Origin of the sequence: Micromonospora sp. RV43, assembly GCF_001029515.1 — a bacterium.
Lineage (GTDB): Bacteria > Actinomycetota > Actinomycetes > Mycobacteriales > Micromonosporaceae > Micromonospora > Micromonospora aurantiaca.
In genome coordinates this window covers 1-15,304 of sequence record NZ_LEKG01000004.1, presented here as the reverse complement: position 1 = coordinate 15,304, position 15,304 = coordinate 1, and the positions used below count along the sequence as shown (strand labels likewise).

Genomic DNA, 15,304 nt, shown 5'->3' with positions numbered 1-15,304 from the left:
TTCTGTGCAGTCGGATGAGCTATCACTCGGCGGTGTGCGTGAGGATGGCGACGGCCAGTTCCTCGTGCACCTCCGGCGGAAGCGTATGCCCCATTCCCGCCGTGATCATCAGCCGCGCTCCCGGGATCTGCTCGGCGATGATCGCGCCGTGACCCGGCTTGACCGGCTCGTGGCTGCCCTCGATGACCAGCGTGGGCGCCTTCAGTTGGTGCAGCACGCCCACCGGCTCGAAGTCCAGGCTGGCCGCAGCAGCCAGCCGGTGGTTGGCCACCGCCGTCAGGTCGCGGGCCCGGTCATAGATTCGTTCCTGTAGCCGGCGCGCCGCGTCCTCGTCGAACGGCAGCCCGGTGCCGTGCAGCACGCGCTGTTCGGCGATCATGCTGTTGATCTGGGTACGCCGGTCCTCGGGCGGTGCGGCGGTCATCAGCGCCCGGTAGAAGGCCACGAACTCCGGCGTCGGCTCGGGCAGGCTGTCCTCGGGCTGCGGCTGCCCCAACAGAGCCCGCAGGATCACCTGACCTTCGCCGCCGCCGAGCGGCGAGGAGGCGATGACGGTCAGTGAGCGCACCCGCTCCGGCTGCTCCACCGCGACGAACTGGCCGAGCAGCCCGCCGGCCGAGTGGCAGACCAGGTGGGCGCTCTCCAGGCCGTGGGCGTCCAGCACGCGGTACACGTCGTTCTTGATGTCGTTCCACGTGTACGGCTGTGCCGCGAAGTCGACCGTGCCCGACATGCCGGTGTCACGGTGGTCGTACCGGATCACCCGGCGACCTCCGGCGACAAGGCGGCCGACGAACTCGTCCGGCCACAGGACGCCCTGCGACATCGACCCCATGATCAACAGGATCGGCGCATCTGTGACGGCGCCGAACTCTTCACTCCAGATGTTCACCTCAGTCATGTCTCAGAGCATGTCCTCTTCCGCTGCGGGCGCCTTCTGTAGAACTACTAGTCGCGCCAGTTCCGTGCGGGAGCCGATGCCCAGCTTCGGATAGATCTTGTACAGGTGGTACTCGACCGTGCGGGGGCTCAGGAACAGCTGGGCGGCGATCTGCTTGCTCGACAACCCGTCGGCGACCAGGCCCGCGATGCGCAACTCCTGCGGGGTCAGCGCGTCCAGCACGGCCGAGACCGGGGCTTGCCCGCTCTCGCCCGCCGCCCGCAGCTCACCTTGTGCGCGTCTCGCCCACGGCTTCGCGCCTGCCCGCTCGAACGTCTCCCACGCCATCCGCAGATGCGCCCGCGCGTCGCCCGGCCGCTGCGCTCGGCGCAGACGCTCACCCAGCAGTAGAGCCGTCCTGGCCGCCTCGAACGGGTTGGTGTGCAGCCGCAACGCCTCGCCGAAGGCGTCCTCGGACGACTCGGCCAAGCCCCGGCAACGGGCCAGCAGGGCGCGCGACTCGGAGGTCGCGGCGTACGCCGACCATCGCTCGTACGCCTCGAGCGCCGCCCGCGCACCCGCCTCGTCGCCCGCGCCCAGGGCGGCCTCGACGCGATCCGGCGCCGTCCGCCACACCACTGTGGGATGCCCGACACCCGGTCCCGCCTCGGCGATGGCCGTGAAGCGGTCATGCGCCGTCGCGTAGCGTCCCAGGCACAGGTCGAGCAGCGCCAGCGCGTACGCGGCGACCCCTGCCCGCAGACCTACCCGGTGCGGTACGGCGATGGCCAGCGCCTCGCGAGCCTGCCGCTCACAAATCTCCTCCTCGCCTCGCAGCGCCGCCAGGACCGCCAGGTTGGCCAGGTGCGCGGCCACGGTGTTCTCATAGCCGGCCTCGCGGGCCAGTTCCAGGCCCTCCTCGGAGATGGCCTGGCTGCTTGCCAGCCGCCCGGCGATGCGTTCGGCCGTCGCCACGAACTCCAGCACGACCGGCAGCTGCCCGGTCATACCCGACACCCTGGCCACCCGTCCGGCCCGCTCGGCCATCTCGGTCGCCAGGTCCGACTCGCCCAGATGGCTGGCCGCGGCCGCCGCCCACAGGTACTCCGCCGCCTCCCCCAGCTCGCCGACCCGCGCCAGCGCCCGCCGCAGCAGACCCGGCCCGGCAGCGTCGCCATCCAGCGCCAGACCGATCCCGGCAACCGTGTCCCGCAAGAATCCCTCGCGGTGCCCTGCCGCCCTCCGCCCGAGCTCGATGATGGCCGCCGTGTCGCCGACGTACGAAGCGGCCTCCGCGGCATCGGCCAGCATCTCCAGGCTGTCGCCCGCCGCCAGGATCCGCACGGCCTCGGCGGCGTTGCCGGAGTTCAACTCAAACCTGCCCCTGAGCTGGGCGATCTCCACGGCGAGGCCGGCATCCGCGCCAGCCTGGTCACGGGCCTCGGCCAGCAGCGACTCCGCCTGCCCGGGGCGACCACCAAGCCAGGCCGCGACGGCGGCGTCCTTCAGGCGGGCAGCACGGGTGCGCGGCTCGGGGGTCAGCTCGGCGGCCCGGGCCAGGGCTGCGGCAGCGGTGCCGTACCCACCGCGGTCGCGCGCCAGCTCCGCGGCGGTCACCAACTCGGTGGCGGACCGCTCGTCCTGGCCCATGGCGGCTCCGGCCAGGTGCCAGGCGCGACGCTCACCCTCGGTGAGTTCCGCGAGTACGGCATGCACCCCGCGGATCCTGGCCGGGGTGTCCGCCTCGTGCACCGCCGACCGGATGAGCGGATGGCAGAAGCGCACGCGCGTACCCGAAAGCTCGGCCAGCCCGGACTCCTCCAGCTCGGCCAGCGCCATCCGCCCGGTCCACGCCCCCATGCACTCTCCGGGCAGTACCGTCCGCTCGGCGGACAACCGGTCGGTGGCGCGCAGGACCAGGCCGAGGTCAGCCTCCACGGCGGCAACCAGCGCGAGCAGCCGGGCGGAGGCGGACAACGCGGCCACCCGGTCGCCGAACAGTCGGGTCCCACCGGGCAGCGGGTCCGGCAGCGGTTCGCTGCCGGCGAGTTGCGCGGGTGTCAGGCGGGCGGCTATCTCGCCCAGCGCGAGCGGGTTCGCGCGGGTCAGCGTGACGAGTTCCCGCGCCACAGAGGGCTGCACACCGCAGCGGGACTCCAGCATCTCGGCTGCGGCGGCTCCGGGGAGGCCACGCACCTCCACCGTCAGAGGCACACCCTTGACCGGAGCGTCCCCGCGCACGGCGAACAGCATCGCGATCTTTTCGGTCTCCAGCCGCCTGGCGGCGAACAGCAGCGCGTCGGCCGAGGCCTGGTCGATCCACTGGAAGTCGTCAACCACACAGATCAGCCCGTCCGGCGCGGCGGCTTCGACCAGCAGCGAGAGCACGCCGGCGCCCAGCAGGTACCGGTCGCCAGCGGTGTCCGCGGCGAGCCCCAGCGCCGCGCACACAGCGTCGTGCTGCGGTTCGGGCAGCGCGTCGAGCATGCCGGTCACCGGCCACAGCACCTGGTGCAGCGCGGCGAACGCGAGGTCGGTCTCAGCCTCGACGCCGGTGGTCCGCAGCACACGCATCGCGCCGCCACGCGCGGCCACCGCGTCGAGCAGGGCCGTCTTGCCCCCGCCTGCCTCGCCCCGCAACACCACCGCACCACCAACGCCGTCGCGAGCCCGCGCGATCACCTCGTCGAGTGCGCTGACCTCCGCCGACCTGCCGTAGAGCACGGACAACCACTCTAGGAGACTTCCACGCCGTCCCATCCCCACAGAGTCACTTCTCACAAACGGTGACACGGCGTGAACGTGCAGATCATGACCGCCGCCACCGGCTGCCTCGTCCGGCTTCACCGAGATGCGGTCCACGACCCGACCGCAGCCCGCACACACGGCGTCATCGAGGCATTGACCAGGACAGAAGCGATGACTTTCACCGGCAAGGGGCCACCCAGGGAGCCCACGGCAGTGTGGCACCCCGATCAAGCGGGGCACCGCAGCCCGGCAGGTCGCAGCCGGCTCGGTTCCCGCGGCTGCTTCCGACCGAAGCTGTCAGACTCGCAGAAGGCCGTGAACCTGTGCACAGCGAAGGTCCGCGCAATCACAGATCGCGCATAAGCCGATCTTCAGGTCGAACCGACGCTGATGTTGGCATCGTGGCGCGCGTGTGCTCGTTTCGCTGGCTCTGTACCTTGAGCGCGGTGGATGATGCCGAACTGCTTGAGCTGTGATTGTCGTCACATCGCATACCGATCCGCTGCGTCGCTGGCTGGCCGCCGGCTGCCTGTCATGGTACGGGCGTCGGCCACCGGGCAGACTTGACGCCGTGTCGACAAGGCGAGCTGCCTCGGCGGGTACAGGGGAAGGACATCCTGTGACGTCGAGTCGACGATGGGGACGATGGGTGTGGGTGCGGCGTTGCGGGGTCTACCTGCTGGGCTCGCTACTCTCCGGGGTCGCCACGGTGCTCGCGCTGCCGCTGCTGTGTATCCCGGGGCCGTCCCTGCTGTGGGCGGACTGGCACCGTTACCGTGCCGGCCGGCTGCTCGGTGCGCCGGTTGCATCGCGTCCTGCTCTGCGCGCCACAGGACGCCGGGCACGGGCCGATTCGGCCACGGTCCGCACCTCCCGCGCCCTGCTGTGGCTGCCGGTGAACGCGCTGACCGGGGTGGTGTTTGGCCTGCCCGCGCTGCTATGCGCGGGCAACGTCGTCGTCGCCTTGATCGCCACACCGCTGTGGTGGACGTTCAGGCCGGAGGACCGGCCACGGCTGTTCATCGACGTTCCGGTGACCGGCTGGGCGACAGCCCTCACCCTCGGTCCACTGCAGATCCTCCTCCTCACCGGGCTGGCGTACGTGGGCTTCGCACCGATCGCTCGCGCACACGCCCGAATTTGCCTGGTGGTGCTGTCGCACTCGACGAACGACCAGCTCGCCGAACGGGTCGCCGTGTTGACCCGCACCCGAGCGGACGTGCTCGACGCGCACGGCGCGGAGCTGCGCCGGATCGAACGCGATCTGCACGACGGCACCCAGGCCCGGCTGGTGGCCATCGCGATGCGGCTGGCCGTGGCCCGGCAGGCGTTCTCCGACAATCCGCGGGACGAGAGGTTCGTGGAAGGACTTCTCCGGGAAGCACACGAAGGAACCGAAGAGGCGATGACCGAACTGCGCGAGGTGATCCGCTCCGTCTATCCGCCGATTCTCGCCGATCGGGGCCTCGACGGTGCCCTGACCGCCGTGGCCACCGGCTGCAGCGTGCCAACCCGGCTGGACATCGGCGACCTCGAACGGGTCCCGCCGGCTGTGGAGGCCGTCGTCTACTTCACCGTCGCCGAGGCACTCACCAACGTCACCAAACACAGCCAGGCGACCGCGGCCGGCGTACGGGTGAGCCGCACGGCGGACCGGTTGTCGGTGGTGATCACTGACAACGGTACCGGCGGTGCCGACGATCGGCGGGGCACCGGCATCGCCGGGATACGGCGCCGGGTACTCGCGCTCGACGGCACCGTCGAGGTCGACAGTCCGGCCGGCGGGCCGACGGCCATCACCGCGGAGCTGCCGTGCGGGTGGTGATCGCCGAAGACAACGTGCTGCTGTCCACCGGGCTGGAACTGCTGCTGGGCCGAGCGGGCTTCCAGATCGCCGCCATCGCCGAGGATGCGGCGGGTTTCCTCACTGCCGTGCGGGAGCACCGGCCCGACGTGGCAATCGTCGATGTCCGGCTGCCGCCGTCGTTTCGCGACGAAGGTATCCGTGCCGCCCTGCAGGCCCGCCGGGAGCATCCCGGCCTGCCGGTCCTGGTGTTGTCGCAGTATGTCGAGCAGCAGTACGCCGCCGAACTGCTCTCCACCACCGGAGGTGGCGTCGGCTATCTCCTGAAGGACCGGGTCAGCCGGGTGGACGGGTTCGTCGACGCGCTGCGCCGCGTCGCCGCCGGTGGTACCGCGATGGATGCCGAGGTCATCGCCCAGCTCGTCCAACGCGCCGGCGACCCGATCGCCGCCCTCACCCCACGCGAACGCGAGGTGCTCGCGTTAATGGCACAGGGTCACGACAACAACGCGATCGCAACGCAGCTGGTTATCACCGACAACGCTGTCCACAAGCACATCGGCAACATCTTCGCCAAGCTCGGCCTCGCCGTGACCGACAGCGGCCATCGCCGCGTCCTCGCCGTCCTCGCCTACCTCAACGCCGGGGGCCAGATGAGCGGTCGCTAACCTGACCCCCGTCTCCGTCGTCGATCACTCGCGAGCCGCCGCCGAGCGGCTCACTCGCGCCCGCCGATCGCGTCGACCGGCGCGGATCGCATCGCGTACCGGGTGGCCATACTGATCGCAACCCAGGAGAGTGCGATGGTGAGCGTCACGATCGCCATGAGCCCGGTGAGGGAAATCGTGGGAACGGACGACTTCGTCAATCCGAGGCTGATGCCGATCAGCGGTGGGATCGTTGCCAGCAAGCCGAACAGCAGCGCCGAAAAGACCACGATCCTGGCCTCGCCGTTCATCATCGCGCGGACCTGGCCTCGGCTGGCGCCGATGAGTCGCAGCATCGCGAACTCGCGAACTCGCGCCGCTGTGGCCATCACGAGTGTGTTCACCACGGCGACGGCGATGTAGCCCAGCAGCACCGTCTGGAACAGCAGGTTCAGCGCCCAGTCACCCGAGCCGCCGGATCCGGGCGCGGCCAGGAACGTCTGCCGGTCGCCGACCTGGACCGTGGGGTAGCGTGCGACGGCGCCACGCAGCGCGCCGGCGAGCGCCTCTGGGTCGGTCCCGTGCACCGATCTGATCAGTACTGCGGTGTCCACCCGCGCGGTGGTGTGGTCGATGACGAGGTCGTTGGGCAGGGTGACGTCCCCGAAGCCCAGGCCGTTCTCGTAGATCGCCACCACCCGTGGCTTAACCACCGTGCCGTCGCCGAGCCGGAGCTCGATCGTCCCGCCGACTTTCGCTCGGACGGTCTGCGCGACGACCCGGCTCAGCGCCACCGCGTCGCCCCGCAGGTCGGCGATGTCGCCCTGGTCCACCGCGAGGTCCATGGTTTCGGAGAGCCGTTCGGGTGCCACGCCCTGGGCGGCGAAGACCTTGGTGGCGGCGCTGTCCTCGGACGGGAATGTCAACAGCACCTGCGTCCGTGCCATCGGCGTCGCCACGGCGACGCCGGGCACGCCGCGCACGGCGTCTACGACCTCCGGGGACACACCGGCACCGGACGAGGCGGTCAGTACGTGGTCGGCCCGCAGGCCGTTCTCGAGTTGGTGCTGCGCCCCCGCGAGCGTCGTGGAGGCGCCGAACACCTGCACGGCGGCCAGGGTTACGCCCATGGCCAACGGTGTGGTGGCCGAGCTGAGCCGCTGCGAGTTGGCCCGCGCGTTGGCCTGGGCGAGGAAGCCGCCGGCCGTGGTCTGCCGGTTCAGGCGCGAGCCGAACAGCACGATGGCGCCGCGAAGCAGCAGGGGTCCAAGACACCCGAGCGCCACGACGAACAACAGGACCGCGCTCCCCGCGGTGTCGGCGGCCGAGTCGCCCGGCGACGCGACGTTGCCCAAGGTCAGCAGCAGCCCGAGCGGGATGAGTAGGACGCCGATGGTCAACCGGGCCCAGCCGAGTTTCTTGGGCTCGGCCGTGGCGTCTCCGATCGCCTCGACCGGGCTGACCTTGGCCACCCGGCGCGCGACCAGCCAGCCGGCGAGCCGGGCGCTGGTCATGCACAGCACCAGCGAGGCCAGGAGAGGTAACAACCCCACCCGCATCTGGAAGTCCGGAGGCATCGCGTCCGCGAGGACGAACACGCCGCGCATCACGAACGCGAGCGCCACACCGGGCATCGCGCCGACGACGGCGCCGACCGACGACACGAGGGTCATCTCGGCGCCGATCATCCGGTGGATCTGTTTTGGCGTCGCGCCGATGGCACGCAGCACGGCCAGTTCGCGTCTCCGCTGCCGCACCGACAGGGCGAGAGTGCTGGCCACCACGAACACCACGATCAGCACCATGGTGCCGCCGAACGACGCGGCCGACTCGACTACTAGGCTGCGGGCGTCGCCTACGTCCAGGAACTCCACGTCGCCGCGTCCCGCGCCGGTATGGGCCACCACGCCCGGCACGGCGGCCGTGATGCGTTCGGCCAACTGCTCCGGGGTCACACCGGGTGCGGCGAGCACGCCGATGGCGTCCACCCGGTCCGGACGGCCGGACAGCTTGGACGCCTGATCGTCGGTGACGAACACGGCGGACTGCCGGTCCAACCCATCCCCCGGCGCGGTGGCAATACCCACGACGTGGTAGGACGACGGGATCGAGCCGACCACGAGGCGAACCGTCGCGCCGAGCGACATGTCGCCGCGCGCGGCGAGGTCGGCGTCGAGCACGACTTCGTCGGGCGCGGCGGGTGCGCGGCCCTCGCGGACTCGGAACGGCGCGAGCGCCGCAGCGGACCAGCCGTGTCCGAACATCGGGAAGCCGTCCGGGCCGGCCACTGCGTCGCCGTTCGAGGTCAGCACGCTGACCTCGACGTTGACGTCTCCGATGGCCGACTGAACACCGGGCACCGCTGCGACGGCGGCGATCTTGTCGGCGGGCAGCGTGACGCGCTCGCTGTAGCGGACCTCGGCGGTCTCGTCCAGCCAGAACGACTGCTCAGCGCCGAGGACCACCGCTGCGCCCGAGTAGCGCTCGGGGGTCACGCCGGTGCCGAGGCCGGACACCAACAGTATCCCGCATGCGGTGATCACTGCCGAGCCCGCGGCGATCGCGAGGAAGGAGCCGACGAAACCGCCCTTGCGCCCCTTGATCGTGCTCCACGCCAGCGACAGATCTTTGCGGTACGGCACCACGAGGTGGACCAGCCGCCGGATGCGCCGGATCACCACTCGCCCAAGTGCGTCATGTGCGACGCAACCTGCTCCGGAGTGGGTCGGGTCAGCTCGCCCGCGATCCTGCCGTCGGCGAGAAACACGACCGAGTCGGCGAAGGAGGCGGCGACCGGGTCGTGGGTGACCATCAGCACGGTCTGCCCCATGTCGTCCACGACGTGTCGCAGCAGTTCCAGAACCTGCTTGCTGGACCGGGTATCCAGCGCGCCGGTCGGCTCGTCCGCGACCACCACGTCCGGGCGTGTGATCAGCGCGCGGGCGACCGCGACTCGCTGCTGCTGACCGCCGGAAAGTTCGCTCGGCCGCCGCGTGACATGCTCGCCGAGGCCGACCGCGGTGAGCACTTCTCGCAGGAACGCCTGGTCGGTCTTCCGGTCCGCCAGCCGCAGCGGCAGCGTGACGTTCTCCTCGACGGTCAGCGCCCCCAGCAGGTTGTACGCCTGGAAGATGAACCCGATCCGGTCGCGCCGCAGTTCGGTCAACTCGGCTTCAGACGTGCTGGACAGTTCCGTGTCGCCCAGCATGACCCGGCCCGACGTCGGCCGGTCCAGACCGGCCGCGCAGTTCAGAAATGTGCTCTTGCCCGACCCGGACGGGCCCATGACGGCGGTGAACGTACCCCGCAGGAAACCAGCTGTCACCGCGTCGAGAGCCCGTACCCTGTTCTTCCCAGACCCGTACTCCTTCGACACCGACTCCAGACGCACCGCGTACGACAATGAATCGGATGCCGACATTGTGCGCGTATGCAGCGAATCGGTTGCGGTGGTCTCCGCCTGCGGGACGTGCCGTCTCGACGGGCCCTTGGTTGATCTCATGTCGTCCGATGCTAGGAACGGCGACAGCCCGGGCCGATACCTTCTACTACCGAAACTGAGGTACAGCCAGCTGTAGCGTCGCCGCGATGTACAGCCGGGAATCGATGTTGTCACAATCCCGGCTCCGCCGCGTCGGTCCGTGCTGCCAGCCCCGTGACCCAGGTCGGCCCGGCGCGCCCGTCACGGGAACGGGTGCGGATACGGGTTGACCTCCTGCGGGCCCAGCGGCGTGTCCCGGTAGCCCAGGCGGACCGGAAGATCTCGCAGCTGGGGCAGGTCGACCCGGCGGTTGCGATGCCCGAACACCATCGGCACCAGTCCCGGCACGATCACCCGGACGGCGGTCAGGTCCACGGTGGCCTGCTCGACAGCGGTCTGGTCCACCACTACCACGTCGAGCCCCTCGCCTAGGTAGCGGTCGACCACCCTGGTCAGGTCGTCGAGCAGGTCTTCAGCCGGCCGGTAGCGTTCGGCGGCCGGGAAAGCCTGCTCCATCGACAGGATCTCGTCACCCTGGTAGAGGAAATCGAACCGGTGCCAGCTCTGCTGCGCGGCGGCCACCAGCATGTGGTCCTCCATCTGCACCACAAGGTCCGGGTCGGCGACCATGTCCGGCGCCGTGGTGTCACCGGCGACCACCTCCTTCGTCGCATCGGCGACGCTCGCCAGCTCGACCAGCCCGGCCCAGAGCGCCCGTTCCGGGTCCAGGTGGGCGCCGGCGCCGCAGAACGCCTTCGAATGTGACCGGTCCTCCTCGTCGACGAGCATCAACCACAGTGAGGGAATCCCCTCCGGCATGGTGATGTCGAAGACGTGCAACCGGCTGCCGGTCGTACGCTCCAGCCACCGCACCAGCAGGCGGGTCATCGGGTCGGCGGAGCTCATCGGGTCGACCCGGGGCACCGGTAGTCGGGCGTACCAGGTGGAGAGGAAGGCATCGCGCTCGGCGACCTCGAAGATGCCGTGCAGGATCGCCTCCTCCATCGTCCCGCCGAGGGCGCAGCCGTTCGAACTCTCCCCGCCGAACGTGGTCCGGTGGGAGCCGTAGTGGTCGGTGTCGGTGAACGCCTGCCGGCCGTGCAGGTAGCGGGAGTTGTCCACGACCAGGACGTCGCCGGCCTGCCAGGGCACCGTGACGGTGAACCGGTGCGCCACCTCCGCCGCGACCGACAACAGGTGCGCGGGGACCGGCGTGCCGGCTGCGGCTCGCTGCTGGCCCTGGCACCGGTGCGCCGCCGTCGGGTCGACCAGATCACGATCGTCGACGGCACACTGACCCCGACCAGGGATCACGGCTTGGCTGCCCCAAGCAAGAACTACCGCTCTGTGGATCTAATGGTGCTCCCGGCCTGACCTGCCGGGCGTTGTGTCTGGTGAGGAGGGTGCGGTGACGACCCGCGGTACTGAACGACCAGACCGGACGCAGGAAGCGGCCCGGGCCGTCGGCGGAGGTGACGGCTGCTGCCGAGTTGGTCCGGGCCGCGAAGGAACAAGGGCTGTCGGCGATCGGCCTGGGTGGGTTGCTCAGGCCGGGCGACGTGATCGAACCGGGCGGCAACGGGCCGCCGGAGCGTGCTGTCCAAGCTTCCACCGGCTCTGCCGCGCCTCACCGCAGGGCCCGCCCGCCGCAGCGGCGGGCGCCCAGGAGCGCCCGCCGGGCCGGCAGTTACCAGCACCACTCGATCCACAGCCGGCGTGCGCCGGACACCAGACGGAGTGCAGTCGTGCGACGGATGGTCATCGTCCTCATAGGAATCTCCGATGTGATCCACATCAGGGATAGGCCAGAGCGTAATGCCGGTCGACGGGAAAGGGGGCTCCCGCGATTCGCGACGGACGATCGCCCTCTGCTCCAGCCCAGGTGTTCGGGTACGTGATTGACAGTGAGCGCCGTGGCTGAGGCTGAGCAGCAATACATGAGCGCAGGTGCGAGGCCACGTCCGCCGACGACTGGCTCCTCGGTCGTGGGCATGAGGCCGGCGATGCAGACGTCGAAGACCTCGACGAGCGAGCACGGTGCTTACGGCTGACGGCCTTCTTGGTGGTGTGCGGCCAGCCTCTGGTGAAAGCGGGCGTTGCTTCTTTCTGCGGCTCGGTTCAGGTACGTCGTGGCTTTCGGGCGATTCGTCGGGCCCGTCAGGGGACGAGAACGATGCGGTCGCGGGTTTGCGTGGTCCATGCCTGGGCGACCTGAGCAAGGGGCATGGCGTGGGCCTGCACATCGATCGCCCCGTCGGTGATGGCCTTTGCCAGCGCCGGAAGTTCCGCGAGGATGTCGCGGGCGGGGACTGAGCCGATGCCGCTGCCGACGATGTCCAGGCGGGCCGAGCGAAGTGCGGCCGAAGGGATCGATGCCGTCTCTCCAGCGACGGATCCGATCTGGATCCATGTCAGCGGAGCGGAGCGGTCGGTGCGGGCGGTGAGCATCGGCACCATGGCGTGGGCGGCGGGGTCACCCCACACGTAGTCGATGACGACGTCAACGTCGGCGGCGCGGTCGATCTGGTCGAAGGTAATGGTCTCGTCGGCACCGAGCGCGCTGAGCGGCGTCAGGCGGGCCGAGCCTCGACCGGCGGCAATGACCTGGGCGGCACCGAACAGCTTCGCGATCTGGATCGCCATCCGTCCTGCGTTGCCGGTGGCGCCGAGGACAAGGACGCGCTGGCCCGCGGTGAAGTTGATGCGGCGCGTCAGCGCGATCCAGGATGACATCGCCGGGTTCATGGCGGCGGCGATCCGCACCGGGTCCACGCCGTTGGGCAGAACCACGCTGCGGCGAGGGTCGATCAGGGTACGTTCGGCGAAGGTTCCGAGGGGCGTATCGTCCAGGACCACGTAGCGGATGTCGCCCTTCTCGTCGCGTACCACGCCGTCCACGCCGGGGACGAGCGGGAAAATGTTGTTGCTGGTGTAGTGCGAGCCGGTCGCTCTGGACCGGGTCAGGTGGTGCAGGCCTGCCGCGAGCACCTCCGCGACCATCCCCTCCCCCACCGTCCGCACGGGCTCGGGGTGGTCGCGGTAAACGGGCGGGGCGTCGGGCGCGGTGATGACGGCAGCGTGCATGGCGACCTCCAAGAATGATTGGTAATACCAACTAGCGCCATGATGGTTGGTGATGCCAATCATGTCAACTAGGGTGACCTCATGCCTTCCGACGCAGTCGTGGACGCTCTGGTCCGAGCTTCCTTCCAGGTCATGGGGGTGCTCACCCGCATCGGCGCCGAGCATGACCTCTCCCTGACTCAGCTACGGGTACTCGGCATCCTCCGTGATCGCCGGGCCAGCATGACCGAGCTGGCCACCTTCCTTGGCCTGGACAGGTCGACGATGTCCGGATTGATCGACCGCGCCGAGCGGCGCGGACTGCTAGCGCGTGGCAAGAACCACGTTGACGGGCGGGTCGTCGATGTGTTCATGACCCCGGTCGGTCGGGAACTGGCCGAACGCATCGAGGCAGAGATCCGCCGCGCCCTGACGCCCGCGATCGAGCGCCTTGACCCACAGCGACGCGACCAGCTCGTTGACCTGCTCGAACCCGTCGCCACCTCACCCCTGACCCTGAGACAGCGCCCAGCTGCCAGGCACTGAACTCGGCACAGGCCCGCACAACGCAGCTGATACTCCGCAGCGGTTGGCCGTCGCTTCGCGTAGGAAGAGAACGGCCTGCACGGATTGGACTCGTTCGCCGTAGGCAGCAGGGCCGCTTGACCAGGTTCTTCCATGTCTGGAGGTGACACTCGCGCGTTCACCGTGGGAACGGAATCTCGCGCGGGCGCGGTTGACGGCCCTCCGCCGGAGCGACGACGTCGGGCGGAAGCGGCGCCGCTTGAAGGAGTGCGCGTATTACCGCCGGGCCTTGTGGTCCGAGCACGAGGGTCCGCCCCGCCGTCGATCACCCTGTCCAGCGCATAGTCGAACCTTCGAGACAACCCCAGCCATTCCGGCGCCGGCCCGCGGTGCCTGCCCGGCGCCTGCTTTGATTCACCTCACCCGCGAGGGCCGGGTCATGTTGCTCGGGCCGGCCGCGCGGGGACCGTCATACCCGTTCGGACTCCTGATGTCGTCGTTTCGAGTCTGGCATGTTCTGGGCATTGTCGGATACGCCAATAGGAATTTCTCTTCGGCAAGGTCCACGCGATTCGTCGGCCGTCGGCCAGGCAGGTGACGAGCCGGAACATCTGCTGCGGCACCGCTGCGGATGGCAGCGCTGGATGCACGCCTCGTTTGCGGCGAAGCGGTGTGGGTACGCGCCCCTGGCGGGTGACGAAATCCGTCAGCCTCGAAGGGATTCATCGTGATCGGCGCCGTACAGATCCTGGCCATCGGTTATAAGCAGGCGGAGTTGCCCAGTCGTATCGTGCGTCAGATCAATCTCCTCCGGTCGAGTGAGGCCGTCAGCCTTCTTGACGTCTACGCCGTCAAGAAGGCCAAGGACCGGACCCTCACCGAGGTTCCGATCGAAGAGATCGACGGCTGGGATGGGGAACTCATCAGGAGCCTGCTGAGGTCGGCAGGAGCGCGCCGGGTGTTCGACTCCTACGTGACGGACTCCTCTGGCTTCCTCGTGCAGGGCACTTCCATCCCCGACCTCAGAATCAGCCTCCCGGAGGGCACCACCGTCGTCATCCTGCTCATCGAGCACATCTGGGCCCGCACGCTCGAGGAGGCGATGCGAGACGGCTCCACGTTCCCACTGGCAGGCGGCTGGGCAGGCCGGGAAGCACTTGAGGAGGCAGGTCTCTCAATGGACGCTCCCGCCGACTGACCTGCGCGCTGCACCCCATTTCCAACGCCGATTCGGCGGTGTGGTTGGGCCTGTCGCTACAGTAACGGCACCTCTGTGTGTCAAGGCCTCGGCAGCAGAGAGATTTCCGTGTCTTTGATCATGGGTGGTAGACGACGTCGGACAGGCGCCGTTTCAGGCAGCGCATGGCCTCCTTGTGGGTCTTCCGGCGGCTCGTTTGCGCTGGTTAGTAGCCCCGCCTTGGTCGAGGGGTGCCGCGGCCGGGCGGTCCCGGGCGGTCGGCATCTGGGCGGCGACCAGTGCGCTGGGCTTCGCCGCCGGGCCGCCGATCGGCGGATTCGTCCTGGCTCACCTGCCCTGGGGTGCAATCTTTCTGGTGAACGTCCCGATCGTGGTGGTCTGCCTGCTCGCCGGCCGGCTACTGGTCCCGGAATCGCGGGATCCGGCCGGTGGACGCCTCGACCTGGGTGGGGTGATGCTGTCCACCGCCGGCCTGACCGCGATCGTCTGGGCGATCATCTCCGGTCCCGAGCGCGGATGGGCGTCGGCGCCGGTGCTCGGCGTGGGCACGGCAGGAGTGTTGCTGCTGGCGCTGTTCGTCGGCTGGGAGCGGCGGTGCGCCCACCCCATGCTGGATACGCACTTCTTCCGGGCACGAATCGCCCTCCGTGTTCACGTAGGTGAACTTCGGGGGGCGATTCCACGCCCGGCGTCAGCGACCGAGGCGCGCGTCCACAGCGGTCATCGTGTCCTGCCAGACGACCGAGGCCGGGTCGATGACGGCGAAGTGGTCCCCCGCCTGCTCGAGGTGCCGGCCACCCTCCGTCACCACCGAATGTGAGACAGGGCCCTTAGTACGGCAGCCGCCGTTCGGGATCATGGCTGGAGTTCGAGGTTGAGGCGTCGGGTGTAGTGGGCTTGGCGGGCTCGGGCTTGATGCTGGCGCCGCCAGTCTGACCAGCGCAGACGGTGGGCGAGG

Annotated in this window: 10 protein-coding genes and 3 pseudogenes; 6 read left to right on the top strand and 7 right to left on the bottom strand. The window is 69.5% G+C overall.

Annotated features, from left to right (window positions below):
* Positions 1-22: 22 nt before the first annotated feature.
* Together ABD52_RS02320 and ABD52_RS02315 are read right to left on the bottom strand one after the other, a co-directional pair.
* A complete protein-coding gene (locus ABD52_RS02320) occupies positions 23-901 on the bottom strand; it encodes an alpha/beta fold hydrolase (protein WP_047890604.1) in 879 nt (292 codons plus the stop codon).
* 3 nt (positions 902-904) lie between these two features.
* A complete protein-coding gene (locus ABD52_RS02315) occupies positions 905-3,604 on the bottom strand; it encodes a LuxR C-terminal-related transcriptional regulator (protein ID WP_047890603.1) in 2,700 nt (899 codons plus the stop codon).
* Positions 3,605-4,277: 673 nt separating this feature from the next.
* Here ABD52_RS02315 and ABD52_RS02310 point away from each other — a divergent pair.
* The gene (locus ABD52_RS02310) at positions 4,278-5,453 is read left to right on the top strand and encodes a histidine kinase (protein ID WP_053065261.1); all 1,176 of its coding nucleotides are present in this window, start codon (positions 4,278-4,280) and stop codon (positions 5,451-5,453) included.
* A complete protein-coding gene (locus ABD52_RS02305; RefSeq protein WP_047890601.1) occupies positions 5,441-6,100 on the top strand; it encodes a response regulator transcription factor in 660 nt (219 codons plus the stop codon). The genes ABD52_RS02310 and ABD52_RS02305 overlap by 13 nt, the downstream gene beginning before the upstream one ends.
* 50 nt (positions 6,101-6,150) lie before the next feature.
* Here the strand turns inward: ABD52_RS02305 and ABD52_RS02300 are convergent, their stop codons facing one another.
* The 3 genes from ABD52_RS02300 to ABD52_RS02290 form a co-directional block, all read right to left on the bottom strand.
* The gene (locus ABD52_RS02300; protein WP_047890600.1) at positions 6,151-8,760 is read right to left on the bottom strand and encodes an ABC transporter permease; all 2,610 of its coding nucleotides are present in this window, start codon (positions 8,758-8,760) and stop codon (positions 6,151-6,153) included.
* Complete coding sequence (locus ABD52_RS02295; protein WP_047890599.1) at positions 8,754-9,500, bottom strand: ABC transporter ATP-binding protein; 747 nt, start codon at positions 9,498-9,500, stop codon at positions 8,754-8,756. The genes ABD52_RS02300 and ABD52_RS02295 overlap by 7 nt, the downstream gene beginning before the upstream one ends.
* Positions 9,501-9,761: 261 nt before the next feature.
* Entirely contained in the window at positions 9,762-10,832 is a 1,071-nt protein-coding gene (locus ABD52_RS02290; RefSeq protein WP_255352828.1) for a YcaO-like family protein, read from the bottom strand.
* Between ABD52_RS02290 and ABD52_RS40050 the strand changes: the two are divergent.
* Positions 10,785-10,922 (top strand): annotated as a pseudogene (locus ABD52_RS40050) (IS5/IS1182 family transposase); the annotation flags it as partial. The gene ABD52_RS02290 and the pseudogene ABD52_RS40050 overlap by 48 nt on opposite strands.
* Positions 10,923-11,717: 795 nt before the next feature.
* Here ABD52_RS40050 and ABD52_RS02285 read toward each other — a convergent pair.
* On the bottom strand, positions 11,718-12,707 hold the full coding sequence (locus ABD52_RS02285; RefSeq protein WP_235437307.1) for a zinc-binding dehydrogenase: 990 nt from the start codon (positions 12,705-12,707) through the stop codon (positions 11,718-11,720).
* 18 nt (positions 12,708-12,725) lie between these two features.
* Between ABD52_RS02285 and ABD52_RS02280 the strand changes: the two genes are divergently transcribed.
* A complete protein-coding gene (locus ABD52_RS02280) occupies positions 12,726-13,169 on the top strand; it encodes a MarR family winged helix-turn-helix transcriptional regulator (protein ID WP_047890598.1) in 444 nt (147 codons plus the stop codon).
* Between the two features lie 60 nt (positions 13,170-13,229).
* Here the strand turns inward: ABD52_RS02280 and ABD52_RS40525 are convergent.
* Positions 13,230-13,412, bottom strand: a pseudogene (locus ABD52_RS40525) (IS5/IS1182 family transposase); the annotation flags it as partial.
* Between the two features lie 463 nt (positions 13,413-13,875).
* Here ABD52_RS40525 and ABD52_RS02275 point away from each other — a divergent pair.
* Positions 13,876-14,346: a hypothetical protein gene (locus tag ABD52_RS02275; protein ID WP_047890597.1), complete on the top strand. Its 471-nt coding sequence runs from the start codon at positions 13,876-13,878 to the stop codon at positions 14,344-14,346.
* 244 nt (positions 14,347-14,590) lie between these two features.
* A pseudogene (locus ABD52_RS37980) lies at positions 14,591-14,977 on the top strand (MFS transporter); the annotation flags it as partial.
* Positions 14,978-15,304 lie beyond the last annotated feature (327 nt).